At 62.2% G+C, this 12961-nt stretch carries 10 protein-coding genes and 1 pseudogene; 4 read left to right on the top strand and 7 right to left on the bottom strand.

Annotation, left to right across the window (positions count from 1 at the left end; translation table 11 throughout):
- Window positions 1-922 precede the first annotated feature (922 nt).
- A pseudogene (locus KY494_RS28690) lies at window positions 923-1231 on the bottom strand (integrase core domain-containing protein); the annotation flags it as partial.
- Window positions 1232-1495: 264 nt separating this feature from the next.
- On the opposite strand from KY494_RS28690, the gene KY494_RS30200 reads away from it, so the two are divergent.
- Together KY494_RS30200 and KY494_RS28680 are read left to right on the top strand one after the other, a co-directional pair.
- The gene (locus tag KY494_RS30200; RefSeq protein ID WP_375143438.1) at window positions 1496-1948 is read left to right on the top strand and encodes a DUF4157 domain-containing protein; all 453 of its coding nucleotides are present in this window, start codon (window positions 1496-1498) and stop codon (window positions 1946-1948) included.
- Entirely contained in the window at window positions 1921-2517 is a 597-nt protein-coding gene (locus KY494_RS28680; protein ID WP_219889252.1) for a hypothetical protein, read from the top strand. Before KY494_RS30200 ends, KY494_RS28680 begins: the two co-directional genes overlap by 28 nt.
- A gap of 468 nt (window positions 2518-2985) precedes the next feature.
- Here KY494_RS28680 and KY494_RS28675 read toward each other — a convergent pair whose 3' ends face one another.
- The gene (locus tag KY494_RS28675; RefSeq protein WP_219889251.1) at window positions 2986-3183 is read right to left on the bottom strand and encodes a transposase; all 198 of its coding nucleotides are present in this window, start codon (window positions 3181-3183) and stop codon (window positions 2986-2988) included.
- 374 nt (window positions 3184-3557) lie between these two features.
- Here KY494_RS28675 and KY494_RS28670 point away from each other — a divergent pair, with 374 nt between their 5' ends.
- Window positions 3558-4169 (top strand): hypothetical protein, encoded by a 612-nt coding sequence (locus tag KY494_RS28670; protein WP_219889250.1) that lies wholly within the window; start codon window positions 3558-3560, stop codon window positions 4167-4169.
- Between the two features lie 182 nt (window positions 4170-4351).
- On the top strand, window positions 4352-9394 hold the full coding sequence (locus KY494_RS28665) for a diguanylate cyclase domain-containing protein (RefSeq protein ID WP_219889249.1): 5043 nt from the start codon (window positions 4352-4354) through the stop codon (window positions 9392-9394).
- Window positions 9395-9422: 28 nt separating this feature from the next.
- Here KY494_RS28665 and KY494_RS28660 read toward each other — a convergent pair whose 3' ends face one another.
- The 5 genes from KY494_RS28660 to KY494_RS28640 all read right to left on the bottom strand — a co-directional run bounded on the left by KY494_RS28660 (window position 9423) and on the right by KY494_RS28640 (window position 12957).
- Window positions 9423-10922, bottom strand: a complete 1500-nt coding sequence (locus tag KY494_RS28660; protein WP_258194539.1) for a nucleobase:cation symporter-2 family protein — start codon at window positions 10920-10922, stop codon at window positions 9423-9425.
- Window positions 10923-11340: 418 nt separating this feature from the next.
- A complete protein-coding gene (locus KY494_RS28655) occupies window positions 11341-11673 on the bottom strand; it encodes a hypothetical protein (protein WP_219889248.1) in 333 nt (110 codons plus the stop codon).
- Window positions 11670-12020, bottom strand: coding sequence for a hypothetical protein (locus KY494_RS28650; protein ID WP_219889247.1), 351 nt, complete (start codon window positions 12018-12020; stop codon window positions 11670-11672). The genes KY494_RS28655 and KY494_RS28650 overlap by 4 nt, the downstream gene beginning before the upstream one ends.
- Window positions 12017-12514 carry a glycoside hydrolase family 19 protein gene (locus KY494_RS28645; RefSeq protein WP_219889246.1) on the bottom strand — a complete coding sequence of 166 codons (498 nt, stop codon included), beginning with the start codon at window positions 12512-12514 and terminating at the stop codon, window positions 12017-12019. Before KY494_RS28645 ends, KY494_RS28650 begins: the two co-directional genes overlap by 4 nt.
- Before the next feature lie 14 nt (window positions 12515-12528).
- Entirely contained in the window at window positions 12529-12957 is a 429-nt protein-coding gene (locus tag KY494_RS28640; RefSeq protein WP_035819886.1) for a hypothetical protein, read from the bottom strand.
- Window positions 12958-12961: the final 4 nt, after the last annotated feature.

The following is a 12961-nucleotide window of genomic DNA, read 5'->3' as shown; positions in this document are numbered from 1 at the left end:
GCCGGGGCCAGGTCTGACATTTGGACACGACCTTGGTTTTTGTAGAAATGGTGTCGTGAAATTCGCCCTACTTTGAAGCACGAACTGTGAAGCTTTTGTCCGATTGTCAGACCTGCCCCTCGCTCGCATGGTGCGCTGGCCGGCAGCGCTCAAACGGGCGCACCAGATAATCGGCATGCCGGTGCTGGCCGCCTCGACAGCAGCTTGCCAAGTTACATTTCGGCATGGTGGCGACTGTCTGGGACATGGATAAGGCATTCACCGGGGCGTGGTAAGGCGTGTAGTTTCCTGTTCGGCAATTTGCTATTCTCGGGGGCGTCTGGCGGCCGTGGATGTAATGAGTTATCGACGGCAAGCGGCCAGAAGCAAACGTTTACGTTGATGTGACAATGTGTGACTTTTCTCGCTTGGTAATTCGTTATGCTCACGGACCGCTGCAGGCCAGAAAGGCCGTGGTCACAACTTGTCAGCTCTCGATAAAAACGCTGTAAAATTAAGTAGAAATAATTTTTGTAGCGAGCACCGACCATGAAAAATACACTTAGTCATGAAAATTTTCTACCCTCTTTCTTTAAGCCACATGGTCAAGTGAAAGTCTGGCCAGAGGGGAATGTCGTTTTTCTTGATTTGACCGGGCCGTTCAATCGCGAATTCTTTTCTTCACTCCTCGTCCTCAATGACACGCTTTATTCGGAACTGAAGGGTAACGGGCCTTTTGTGGAAATAGCCTTGTTTCGAGAGAGCATGTTAATGCCGCAGGATGCACTAGCGGAATTTGGCTCTATTCTCCTGAAGCGAAGTGAATGTAACATCTCCCCTCTTGCTACCGCCTGGGTAATTGGTGAAGAAATTACAGAATCCATTATTATGCTTCCTTTGTTTAAAAAGAAATTTTCTGAGGCGGCCCGACCATTTGAAGTTTTCAATTCTTTGGATGACGCGAATGCTTGGGCGCGTGAGCTGCTTCTGTCCGCCAATAGTCGATGTCAAGACCGGCCTGGTCATATACGCGTTTAACGAATAATTCCGGCTTTTTCTCCCGCCATTTCTTCATCGCTTGAATCGGTGTTGCGTTATCCAAGGCGCGCTGGGGAATGTTGTGGTTGTAGATTTTCAGGTAATTGCGCAGCGTCGATTCCAGTTCGGCACGGGAGCCGAAACGGGTATGGTTGACGACCTCGCTGATGCGGCCATTGAAGCGTTCGACCATGCCGTTGGTTTGCGGGCGCCTTGCAGAGCATCCGGTTCTGTTTGTCATAACGTCACAATAATTTCCCACGACCTACTTAACGTTCGGCGACCGCAAATTCCTCTGTGCTCGCACTCGATTTCCGTATGAGCCTTTTGGAGAGAATGTTTGGACGTTAATTATTCATAATAGAGTCACGCTGATGTGTCCAACATTTCTCAGCTAATCTGTACCCTTCAATGTTCTCAGCTGGGCTGCGATTAACAGCCAACTTGCGAAGGAAATTATGAATATACGTGTAATTCAATGTTTCTTTGCCGCTGGGCGTTTGCCTCGCTCGCTCAGCGTTCCCTGCGAGGTTCGAAGCAAGGCGCTTTGCAGGCGCAAGTGGCGCAGTCGGCGGTTCAACTGGCGGACGGTGGCATAGACCCGCGGCAACTTGGTCTCCTACGCGGAGGCGGGCAGCCATTATCACAAGCGCTTCTGGCGAAGATGGAATCGGCGTTTAACGCTGATTTTTCCGACGTGCGCGTCCATATAGGACCGCAGGCGGGCCGGCTTGGTGCCCTCGCCTTCACGACAGGAAAGGACCTCTACTTCGCGACCTGGCAAGATGCCGCAACCGCACTGATCGTGCGTTCCAAGGACTTGGCCCCGACGCCGCAGATAGCGGTGGCATCGGTGCGATGGTTAGTAAATTTTCCAAGCTTGCGCAGATCGGCGAACTGCTCATGTCGATCACTTCCGGGCCTGGGGTAAAACGCCACAACACCTCTGCCTGGATCACCGGCAGGATCCAGCCACAGGACTACCAGAAGATGTATGTCCCCATCGCCAACATCCGTTCTCAGCACAGCATCGATGGCGCCGCCGTCGTCACGACCGCGACGCGCACCGCCAGCATCCTAAACTGGCTGAACCAGCATCCGTCCGATCAGTACATGGATATGAACACGCTGAACGTGTTGGCAGGCTCGACGGGAAATATCAAGGTGGGCCTGGGCGACGGTGACAACTACATCACGCTCGATGACGTTGGCCGGGTCGAGGCGATTCGCGGCGCCTTACAGCAGAATGGAAACCATGCGCTGCGATATATCCAGGTTTACGCCGTCAAGCTCGACGATGACGAATACCAACAACTGCGCATCCGTGATGCACATGGCGTCCAGCGCACGGCCTATGTCCATAACCTCCTGCCTTACTCTGCTCTTCCCCGCTTCGCCGCCGGCACTGCCTTGAACATCCTGAAGAACAAGATCGCACCAAAGGTCCTTCCCGTCATGCTGGCGTCACCCCTGCCGTCCCGCGATGTGCCCGACATCTGAACATCGAGGGCGCGTCTTTTGGTTTTGTCGCAATAGGAAACCGTCGATGGGTCGACGACTTCCTGCCCTGGAACTGCGCTGCCAAGCTGGCTGGTTGAACTCCGCTACCCAGCGGTGTGGCAAACATCTACTGGCGAAAGCCTGTCATTAAATCCGTGACCGCGTTTCGGATCATAAAATATCTCGATGTAGTCGAAGATGTCCAGGCCTTCTTGACGGCGTAGTACAGACTGCGGCTGATATCGAGCACACGACATAGCGACTTGACTGAAAACTCGCTGCGGTGCGTCTCAATGACGGCGTACGTCACTTCTTTAGGCGAGTTAAGTACGCATCTAACTTTTTCAAGATGGCCAGCTCCTCCTGGGCACTGGCAAGGTCACCTTTTAACTGTTCGATTTCACTCAGATTGCCCGTCGGTGGCCGGCCGGGAGAGCGCAGGACTTCCTCCAAGGATTGCTCATCGAGCTACTTCGCCCACTTGTAGAGCTGGTTGCGACGTAGCCCTTGCTCTACCGCCAAATTAGTGGCGCTTTGATTGCCCGCGCGCAGCCGCGCTACCACATCGCGCTTGAACTCATCTGTGAATGTGGCGCGCAACTTGGGTGCTGATTCCGGTGAAGTGGGAATGATCTCCCCCTTCGAAGGCAATTGTTTCTTCTTCATGAATATCCTCCGGCGGACGGTACAGAGTCGATGGTGCCGCGTACCAGCCAGGCTCGTAGATAAGAGGCCAGCGCCACGCGCGGGGCAAAGGGGCGCGGCAGTCGGAGGGCAGATGGCATCAGGTGGAGTCATGAAAGTATTGCAGCGTGTCGCAAACGTTCAAGACCTACTTGACTGACCAAACGATACTACCTTCATCACATGCCAACCGAGGGAGTCTCATGAATACCGCTGCCACGCCCGTCTTGCACAAGGTTGCCGATTTATTAGTAAATGAAAATTTTCGGTGACAGTACCCGGTGGGAAATGCAGCCCTCGGTGAGGTATGGAGCGCCAGCGCAACACAGGGAAATCAAACTCACTCATGGATTCATATGTCAATTCGTCAATTTCACCGCCTGTCGGCATGTCTGCTGGCAGCCTATATATTGCTGCATCTTGCTAATCACCTGGTGGCTGTTGCCGGCGCCCACGCGCACATCGCCTTCATGGAGGCGACCCGGCCGCTGTATCGCAATGCCGTTGTCGAGCCGGTACTGTTGGCGTGCGTGCTGTTTCAATGTGGCAGCGAAATATGGATGACGCTGCGGAGATGGAAAGAACGTTCCGGATTCGTAGCGTGGCTACAGGCCGGCTCAGGGATCTACCTGGCCCTGTTCCTGCTCTTTCATGTCGGTGCGGTCCTGTTTGGCCGCGCCGCACTCAGGCTCGACACCAATTTTTACTATGCCGCAGCCGGTTTTGTACGGATGCCATATGCATTATTCTTTGCGCCGTATTATTTCTTCGCAGTGTATGCCCTATTCACGCACCTGGGCTGTGCCGCATATTGGCAAGTCAAAGCGCGCTCGCCCATGGTGCGCAGGCTCGCCATGGGCGTTCCGGCGGGAGTCGGCCTGGTGGTCGCCCTGCTGATTGACCTGGCGTTAGCGGGCATGCTCCACCCGCTCGACATTCCCGCGAAATACCTGACTATTTACCAGTAAGCCGGGCGCGGCCACAGCGAGCCAAAGCACGCATGCGCCCGGCAGCGCCGACATTTTTGCAACAACAGCCTTCGCTCCTCTCGCTTCGCCGCGACTTCCTGCTGATATAATACTTGCAACGAAGTAAGACTTCGAAATGTGCGCCTCAAGGCTCCCGCAACCGTCCGTGTACCGCTAAGCCCATGAGCTCCCTTTTCGACCACGAGATCATCCAACAGCTGCACAGCGGTGGCCGCTCGCGGGTGTATCGCGCCAGGGCCGCTGATGGCACCGCGCTGATCGTCAAGAAGCCCAATCAGCAGTTCCCTTCCTTTCAGCAACTGGCACAATTCAAGCGCGAGTATGCGATCGCACGCCGCTGCCGCCATCCTGGCGTGGTGCATCCGCTGGCGCTGCAGTTGCACGGCGGGTGCTGGACGATGCTGCAGGAAGATGGCGGCGGCCAGGCGCTCGACCAGGTTTTGCGCACGCAGCTGGCGGCGCGCAGGACGCCGGCGCAACCTGCGTTGGCGCTGGAGGATTTTTTCGACATCGCGCTGCAACTGTGCGCGGCGCTGGAAGAGGTCCATCGTCATGGCGTGATCCACAAGGACATCAATCCATCCAATCTGGTGTGGAACGCCGATCGGCGTCTGCTGCAGCTGACCGATTTCGGCATCGCCTGTGAACTGCCATACGAAAGCCCTGGCATCGTCAATCTCCAGGCCCTGGAAGGCACCTTGCGTTACATGGCGCCGGAACAAACGGGGCGCATGAATCGGCGGGTCGACTGGCGCGCCGATTTCTATGCGCTCGGCGCCACCCTGTACGAACTGCTGGCCGGCCAGGCGCCGTTCGAGGCGGGCGACGCGATGGAACTCGTGCATTGCCACATTGCCCGCAGTCCCGACTGGTCGCACCCTGCACTCGCCGACTTGCCTGGCCAGCTGCTGCCGATCATCCAGCGGCTGCTGGAAAAAAATGCCGATCAGCGCTATCAGAGCTTGCAAGGCCTGCGCCGCGACCTCGAAGCATGCCGCGCGAACAAGCCGGCGCAGGCGCTCAAGTTGTCCGACCACAATCGCCGCTTCCTTGTGCCGCAGACGCTGCATGGGCGCGAGGATGCCATCGCCGTGCTGCTGGCGGCGTTTGAACGCAGTGCCGCGGGTAGTTGCGAGATGCTGCTGCTGGCCGGCCATTCGGGCATCGGCAAGTCGGCGGTCGTCAACGAAGTGCAGAAACCGATCGTCGCCCGGCGCGGCTGCTTCCTGTCCGGCAAATTTGACCAGCTCCAGCGCGACGTACCGTATGCCTCGCTGATCCAGGCCTTCCAGGGGCTGGTGCGCCAGCTGCTGGGCCAGCCCGAGGAAACGCTGCGGCAGTGGTCCGGAAAACTGCACGGCGCCCTGGGCGATGGCATCGGCGTGCTGGTCGAACTGATTCCCCAACTGGCGTTGATCGTCGGCCCCACCGACGCCTTGCCCGCATCGGCGCCGGCACAGGCCCAGCTGCGCCTGGACCGCCTGTTCCCCCGCTTCGTCGAAGTCTTCGCCTGCGCCGGGCATCCGCTGGTGCTGTTCCTGGACGACCTGCAATGGGCCGATGCCGCCACGCTGCGGATGATCGAACTGCTCATGCTCTCCTGCGACAAGTGCTGCCTGCTGTTCATCGGCGCGTACCGCGACAACGAAGTGAGCGCCGCGCACCCGCTCATCGCGCTGCGCGACAAGCTGCTCGCACGCGAGGTGCGCCTGTCCACGCTGTTACTGAGCCCCCTGAGCGAGCCGCAGGTGGCGCAAATGGTAGCGGCTACCGTGCGCGTGGCGGCACCTGACTGCGCGCCCCTGACCCGCATTTGCTACAACAAGACGGCCGGCAATCCATTTTTCCTCAACCAGTTCCTCGCTTCGCTCAATGAGACGGGCCACCTGCGCTACCGGGCCGAAGGCGATTGCTGGGACTGGGACCTGCCCGCGATACAACAGGTCAAATATACCGACAACGTGGTCGATGTGCTGCTGGAGAAAATCCACCGCCTGCCCACGGCAACGCAGCACCTGCTGCAACTGGCCGCCTCCAGCGGCAACCGCTTCACGCTCGACACGCTTGCACTGGCAACGGACCGCTCGCCCCGGCACACGCAGCAAGCCTTGTGGCCGGCGCTCCATGCCGGACTGGCCCAGCCGCTCGACGAACGCTATAAATACGTCGATGGCGACACCCGTGCCGGCCACAGCGGCGTCAATTACCGTTTCCTGCACGACCGGGTGCAGCAGGCAGCCTACCTGGTCGCCGATGCCGGCACCCGCGCGGCCAACCATCTTCGCATCGGCCGCCTGCTGCTGCGGCATACGGCGCCGGAGCACCAGGACGTAACACTGTTTGAAATCGTCGAGCAGCTCAACGCCGGCCGTGCGCTGCTCGACGATGCGGATGAGCGCGTGCAGCTGGCGGCGCTCAATCTGCGGGCCGGCGGCAAGGCACGACGCTCGGCCGCGTTCCAGGCCACGCTGGAACACATGCGAATTGGTCTGGGTCTGCTGTCTGCGGAGGCGTGGAGCGTCCACGCCGACCTCTGGCTCGACCTGCAGCTGGGCGCGGCCGAAGCGGCTTACCTGTGCGGGCAGTTCGATGCCGCCGAGGCGATCTATCCGCTGCTGCGCGCCCGCACCTTGCGCCCGCTGCTGCAGGTACGCTGCATTGCCATCCAGGCGCACCAGTATCAATTGCAGGGCCGCCTGCTCGACGCCATCGCCGTGCAGCGCGAAGGCCTGGCGCAGTTGAACATCGCCATTCCACACGATGTGGCGCACATGAAGGCGCGCTTCGACGAGATCCTCGCCGATATCGGACGGCAGCCTGGCGCGCGGGCGCCCGACACCTTGCTGGCGGCCGGCGACATGTGCGCGCCGGACGCGGTGGCCGCGATGCAGATGATGCAGGGCCTGTGGATGGCCAGCTATTACGCCGGCCAGCAGGATCTGAGCGCGCTGATGGTGGTATCGATGACGCGGCTGTCCATGCAACGGGGGAACAGCGATTTCAGCGCCGTCGCCTATGTCGGCTACGCGATGATGCTGGCGCTGTACGACGGCGACGTGGCGCGCGGCTACGACTTCGGCGCGATGGCGATGGCGCTGGCCAGGCGGCGTGCCAATCTGCAGACGCGCACGCTCACGGGCCTAATGTTCGGTGCGCTCATCAGCCATTGGACGCAGCCGCTGCGCAGCTCCGACGCCCTGTACGAAGAAGCCTTTGGCTGGGCACTGGAAATCGCCGATTTCGTGCAGGTCGGCGTGGTGGCGGCCGTGCGCGCCACCGAGAGGATGATCCTCGGCGACTATCTGCCGCACCTGATGCACGACATCGAGCACGACCTGGCGCTGATGCGCGCCAACGGCCAGCAGGCGATGGCCGATTGCTGCGTCGCCGCCGCTGTCCAGCCGATCAAATGTCTGATGGGCCTGCTGCCCCGGCACGACAGCTACGATGATGCGACGTTCAGCGAGGCGCGCTTCCTCAATCAGTATGGCGACTCGCAGCTGTACCGCGCCTACTATTTGCAAGGCAAGATCCGCAACGCCTACCTGTTCGACGGCGCCGACGCCGAGCTGCTGGCCGGTCAGCTCGGCATCGTCACCCAGATCATGCGCGGCCAGGCCAAGGTTGCCGAGTGCAGCTTCTACGCCGCGCTGATCCTGATCCGCGCCTTGCGACGCGACCCGGCGCGACCCGATGCGGGCGCGGTGCTGAGCGTGATCGACGCACTGCAGGCGAGCCTCGCCGAGTGGGCCAGGCAAGGCTCGGACAATAGCGCGGCCAAACATCTGCTGGTGATGGCCGAGATGGCACGCTACAGGGACGATCTGCAGCTGGCCACGCGCCATTACCGGCAGGCGATCGACGCCGCGGGCCTGGCAGGCTACATCAACGTGCAAGCGCTGGGCAATGAGCTGTGCGGCGAATGCTGGTCCGAGCAGGGCCACGCGCGCGTGGCCGGCGTCTTCATCCAGGACGCCATCGCGCACTACGGCCAGTGGGGTGCGGAGGGCAAGGTGACGCAACTGCGGGCGCGCCACGCTGCGCTGCTGTCAAGGATGGATGGCCGCGCCACGCTGTCGCATGTGGGCCCCCACACGCACGGCGCTTCCGCGCTCGACATGGTGTCGCTGCTGAAAGCGGCACAGATCCTGTCGAACGAAGTGGGCCTGCGCAACGTGCTGACACGCCTCATTTCCATCGTATGCGAAAACGCTGGCGGGCAAGTGGCGCGCCTGCTGCTGCTATCCGAAGGCAGCTACCAGCTGGAGGCCAATATCGATGACGATGGCATCACCGTCCTGCAAGCACGGCGGCTCGACCTGAACGCCGCCAGCGACCCGCAATTCCCGCTATCGCTGCTGCGCTACGTGATCCGCACTGGCGCGGAGGTGATCGAAGACAGCATCACGGGCGTCTCGCGCTTTGCCGCCGACGCGTACGTGCAATTGCGGCGGCCGCGCGCCGTCATGTGCCTGCCGATCCGGCACGGCGGCCAGATCGGCGGCATCCTGTACTTCGAGAACCGGCTGGCAGAAGCCTCGTTCACGCAGGAGCGCGTCGCCTTCCTGCGCATGCTCGGTGTACAGGCGATGATCTCGATCTCCAGCGCCAGGCTGCATGACAGCCTGGAGCGGCGCGTTGCCGAACGCACGGAGCAGCTGGAAGACGCCAACCGCAAGCTGGCGACCCTGTCCATCACCGACGGCCTGACGGGCCTGTCGAACCGGCGCCATTTCGACGACGTGCTGCGCGCCGAATGTGCGCGTGCCACGCGCGTCGGCCAGTCGCTTGCCGTCATCATGCTCGATGTCGACTACTTCAAGCGCTTCAACGACCGTCACGGCCACCAGGCCGGTGACGCCTGCCTGATCCGGGTCGCGCAGGCGCTGGCGGCCGGCATGCGGCGCGCGGGCGACCTGACGGCGCGCTACGGCGGCGAAGAGTTTTCGATCGTGCTGCCGAACACGGGCGCTGACGAGGCGCGTCAGATCGGCGACGCGCTGCGGCGTGCCATCGAAGAGCTGTCCATCCCCCATGCGAGTGCGGATGCGGCACAGGTGACGATCAGCGTCGGCATCGCGGTCCAGTCGCCACCGGGCGCCGCCGATCCCGACGCCCTGTTGCGGCTGGCCGACGCCGCGCTATACCACGCCAAGGATGCGGGACGCAATTGCGTGGTGCTCAACATTCTGCCGCCTGGCTGACCAGCAGGCCGGCGCGGGGCGACTCTCCTCACTCGCTGCCATGACTGTTATCGCGCGCCTGCTCCCGCGCTTTTTCGCTTGACGCCAGCCCGTTGAAAAACAGATTGAGCAGCACGGCCACGATGGCGGCCAGCAGGATGCCGCTGTGCAGCAACGGCGACAGGGCCTTCGGCATGTGCTGCGCATATTGCTCTGCCACCAGTGGCAGCATGCCAAAACCGATAGCCAGGGCCACGATGAACAGGTTGTTGCGGTTGCTCTTGTAGTCGACGCCGGCCAGGATGCGGATGCCGGTGGCGGCCACCATGCCGAACATCACCAGCCCTGCCCCGCCCAGCACGAACGCCGGTACGGCTTCGGCCGTCTGCGCGATCTTCGGGATCACGCCCATGACCAGCAGGATGATGCCGGCCGCTACGCAGACCCAGCGGCTGCGCACGCCCGTCACCCCGACCAGGCCCACGTTTTGCGAGAACGAGGTGTACGGGAAGGTATTGAAGATGCCGCCGATCAGCGTGCCCAGGCCATCGACGCGCAAGCCGCGGCTGATGTCGTCCTGCGTGATGCGCTTGTCCGTCATTTCGCCCAGCGCCAAAAACATGCCCAGCGATTCGATCATGACGACGATCATCACCAGGCTCATGGTCACAATGGCGACCACGTCGAAGGTCGGCATGCCGAACTGAAACGGCGTGACGATGGCAAAGGCCTTGGCGCTGGCCACCTTGGCGAAATCGGCCTTGCCCAGCGCAAACGACAAGGCTGTGCCGGCGATGATGCCGATCAATACCGCGATATTCGACAGGAACCCCCGGCCATACTTGGCCACCAGCAAAATGACGGCCAGCACGAAAAAGACGATGCCCATGTTATCCAGCGCGCCGTAGCCGGGGTTGGCGATCAGCGGCACGGGGCCAAGCGGCGCAGGCAAGCCGGCCGCCGTGGCGGCAGCGGCCATCTTGAGGAAGGCGGGATCGGCAATTTGCGCCATGGCGGGCGGCCCGCCCATGGCCCAGTTCACGCCCACGCGCATCAGCGACACACCGATCACGGCGATGATGCTGCCGGTGACCACGGGCGGAAACAGGGCCAGCAGGCGGCTGATGAAAGGCGCGATCAGCATGGAGACCACGCCGGCGCCGATCACGGCGCCAAAGATGCCGGTGATGCCCAGGGCCGGGTTGTTCGCCATGGCCAGCATGGGACTGACGGCGGCAAAGGTCACACCCATCATCACGGGCAGGCGGATGCCGAAGTACTTGCCGATGCCCAGGGACTGGATCAGGGTCACCAGGCCGCAGCAGAACAGGTCGGCACTGATCAACGCCGCCACCTGCCCGGGCGGCAGCTTGAGGGCACGGCCGACGATCAGCGGCACGGCGATGGCACCCGCATACATGACGAGCACATGCTGCAAACCGAGGGTGAACAGCTTGCCGGCTGGCAGGATTTCATCGACGGGCGATGGCGCGGCAGGCGTGCCGCCCGGAGCGCTGCGGTGGATGGATTTCAAGCGGGGAGAGGCCATTTACGCTCCATTTCCTGGGTTGCCGCGGCCCGGATGGGCGCAGGTGAAAGGGAAAAGCAAGAGAGAAACGGGACGACAGGAACACACTGGCGGTGGATGAGGCATGCAAAGCTCCTTGGATGGGATGACCAAGGTATGCCATGCACGCTTCGTGCCAGCGACGATTGTATACAGGAATTGTGCCGAAATACCATCACGTTCGTCAAAATCAGGCGCCCGCCACGCCGCGCTGCACTGTTTTCTGGCGCGCCAGCACGCGGCCGCACCAGAAGGCGGCATGGGAGGCAGCATCAGGACCGGGCATGAGGAAACGCCACCGGGCGCTCGCGGCCAGGGGGCATGCACGGTGCAGCCTGCCGCAAGTCAACTGCACTCTGGCCACCAACCAGGCGCCGATGTCGTCAAGCAGCGCTCTGCGCTAGCTGCCGGCACAGCCATCCATCAGCGCTTCCAGCTGCCGCACATAGGCAGTACGCAATTGCTCGCGCGCCAGCAAGGCTTGTACTTGCGCAAAAATGCCGTGCTGCGGCACGGCTGGCAAGAGTGGCGCCGCAGGGCGAACGGCGATACAGGGCACGGCAATGGGCAGCCTTTCCGTTGCCGCTTCCAGCCTTGGTCCGCCTGCCGCGCAGCCCCCCAGCAGACACACCAGCAGGCTGGCCAGTGAACAGGTCAGTGAGCAAGCGCGCAAGCAGAGCCAGACGCGCAGCGGCGCCGGCGCACTCGTCATTGCCGTGCATGCCGCGCTCATGGCGTCCCGCCAGCGGCGCTTCCAGCCGTTTCACGGGCGATCAGCGCCTCGGCCGCGCGGCACGCATCGCCTGCGGGCTGCAATGCCAGGATACGCGCCGCAGCCGCCTGCGCCTCAGTCTGCCCGGCCAGGGCACCGGCCAGCGCTAGCCGGGCCCGCGCCGAGCGTCGTACGCCCTCCTCCCTCAGTGCATTCAGCGCCTGGTCCTGGCGCAGCAATACGCCTTGTACCTGCAGCACTTGCGCCGCACATGCGGCACGGCCCGCTTCGCGTCCCCAGCGCTGGGCGGAAAATACGGCTGCCCCCAACAACAGCAGCATGGCCACAATGCTCAACGACGGCTTCATGCGAGCACCCTGCGCGCTGCCACGTACAGGGCCAGGCGCTCGGCCAGGCCGTTCACGCCGCCGTTGATGCGGCGCGTCACCCGTTCCTGGTCGCCCGCGTCGGCCAGGCGGTTCAAGCCGCGCGATTGCCAGAACCAGCCCGCCGAGCGGCAAGCGAAAATCGTTTGCTCCAGCAACTGCGGCGCCACCAGCAAGTCCAGGCCCAGCGCCACGCCGCACGCCGCATAATTGACGCGCCCCGTCACCTGCAGCAAGCCGCGTCCTTTGAAGCGCACGCCATCACCGGCGACAACATTGCCCAAGTCGGCCCGGCCTTCATAGGCCGCGCCGCTGGCCAGTTCGCGCACATGGCGCAACTGTCCCGATTCGTGGCCCACCTGCGCCAGGAACGCCGCCTGGCGCAGCGGTGTATCGATGCCGAACTCGGCCATCGCCGCATTCAGTGGCGCCAGGAACAGCGTAGCGCGGCGACCGGCCAACGGCATGATCTGCATCAATTGCGCGCCTGTCACAGCATACCTCGCACATCCTTGACGGCAGCGGCCGCATCGGCCGCCAGTTCGCCGATATCCTTGCCGCGCCGCTTGTCGAACCAGCGCACGCAGGCGCCCAGCACCCACCAGGCGGGCAAGCCAGCCGCCACCATCACTGGTGCGGCGATGAACAAAAATCCCGTGGCCGGATCGCCGCCATACAGGCCCGCCACGGTCTTCGCGCTGTCAAACAAGCTGGGCCACCACGACAGCACGGCTGCCACGAGTACGGGACCGAGAAAGGTGGAAATGATAATGCTGGAACAAAAACGAATAAACGCCTCCTTGGTGGACTGGGGCCACATGAACATGAAGCCCAGCGACGTGGCAGCGGCGCCAGCCAGCACGGGCACGCCAAACAGTTTGATTAAAGCGCCGCCGGCGGCGGTGGTTTCGAGGGCCATGGTT

The sequence above is a fragment of the Janthinobacterium sp. PAMC25594 genome, from assembly GCF_019443505.1.
Taxonomy (GTDB): Bacteria; Pseudomonadota; Gammaproteobacteria; order Burkholderiales; family Burkholderiaceae_D; genus Janthinobacterium.
Note: the sequence above shows the minus strand (reverse complement) of the source record. Positions and strands in the feature narration are given on the sequence as shown.

Excerpts from the sequence above, each read along its gene's own strand:
- KY494_RS30200 (WP_375143438.1), top strand. The coding sequence starts at position 1,496 with ATGTTTCTTTGCCGCTGGGCGTTTGCCTCGCTCGCTCAGCGTTCCCTG.
- KY494_RS28680 (WP_219889252.1), top strand. The coding sequence starts at position 1,921 with ATGTCGATCACTTCCGGGCCTGGGGTAAAACGCCACAACACCTCTGCC.
- KY494_RS28675 (WP_219889251.1), bottom strand. The coding sequence starts at position 3,183 with ATGAAGAAGAAACAATTGCCTTCGAAGGGGGAGATCATTCCCACTTCA.
- KY494_RS28670 (WP_219889250.1), top strand. The coding sequence starts at position 3,558 with ATGTCAATTCGTCAATTTCACCGCCTGTCGGCATGTCTGCTGGCAGCC.
- KY494_RS28665 (WP_219889249.1), top strand. The coding sequence starts at position 4,352 with ATGAGCTCCCTTTTCGACCACGAGATCATCCAACAGCTGCACAGCGGT.
- KY494_RS28660 (WP_258194539.1), bottom strand. The coding sequence starts at position 10,922 with ATGGCCTCTCCCCGCTTGAAATCCATCCACCGCAGCGCTCCGGGCGGC.
- KY494_RS28655 (WP_219889248.1), bottom strand. The coding sequence starts at position 11,673 with ATGAGCGCGGCATGCACGGCAATGACGAGTGCGCCGGCGCCGCTGCGC.
- KY494_RS28650 (WP_219889247.1), bottom strand. The coding sequence starts at position 12,020 with ATGAAGCCGTCGTTGAGCATTGTGGCCATGCTGCTGTTGTTGGGGGCA.
- KY494_RS28645 (WP_219889246.1), bottom strand. The coding sequence starts at position 12,514 with ATGCAGATCATGCCGTTGGCCGGTCGCCGCGCTACGCTGTTCCTGGCG.
- KY494_RS28640 (WP_035819886.1), bottom strand. The coding sequence starts at position 12,957 with ATGGCCCTCGAAACCACCGCCGCCGGCGGCGCTTTAATCAAACTGTTT.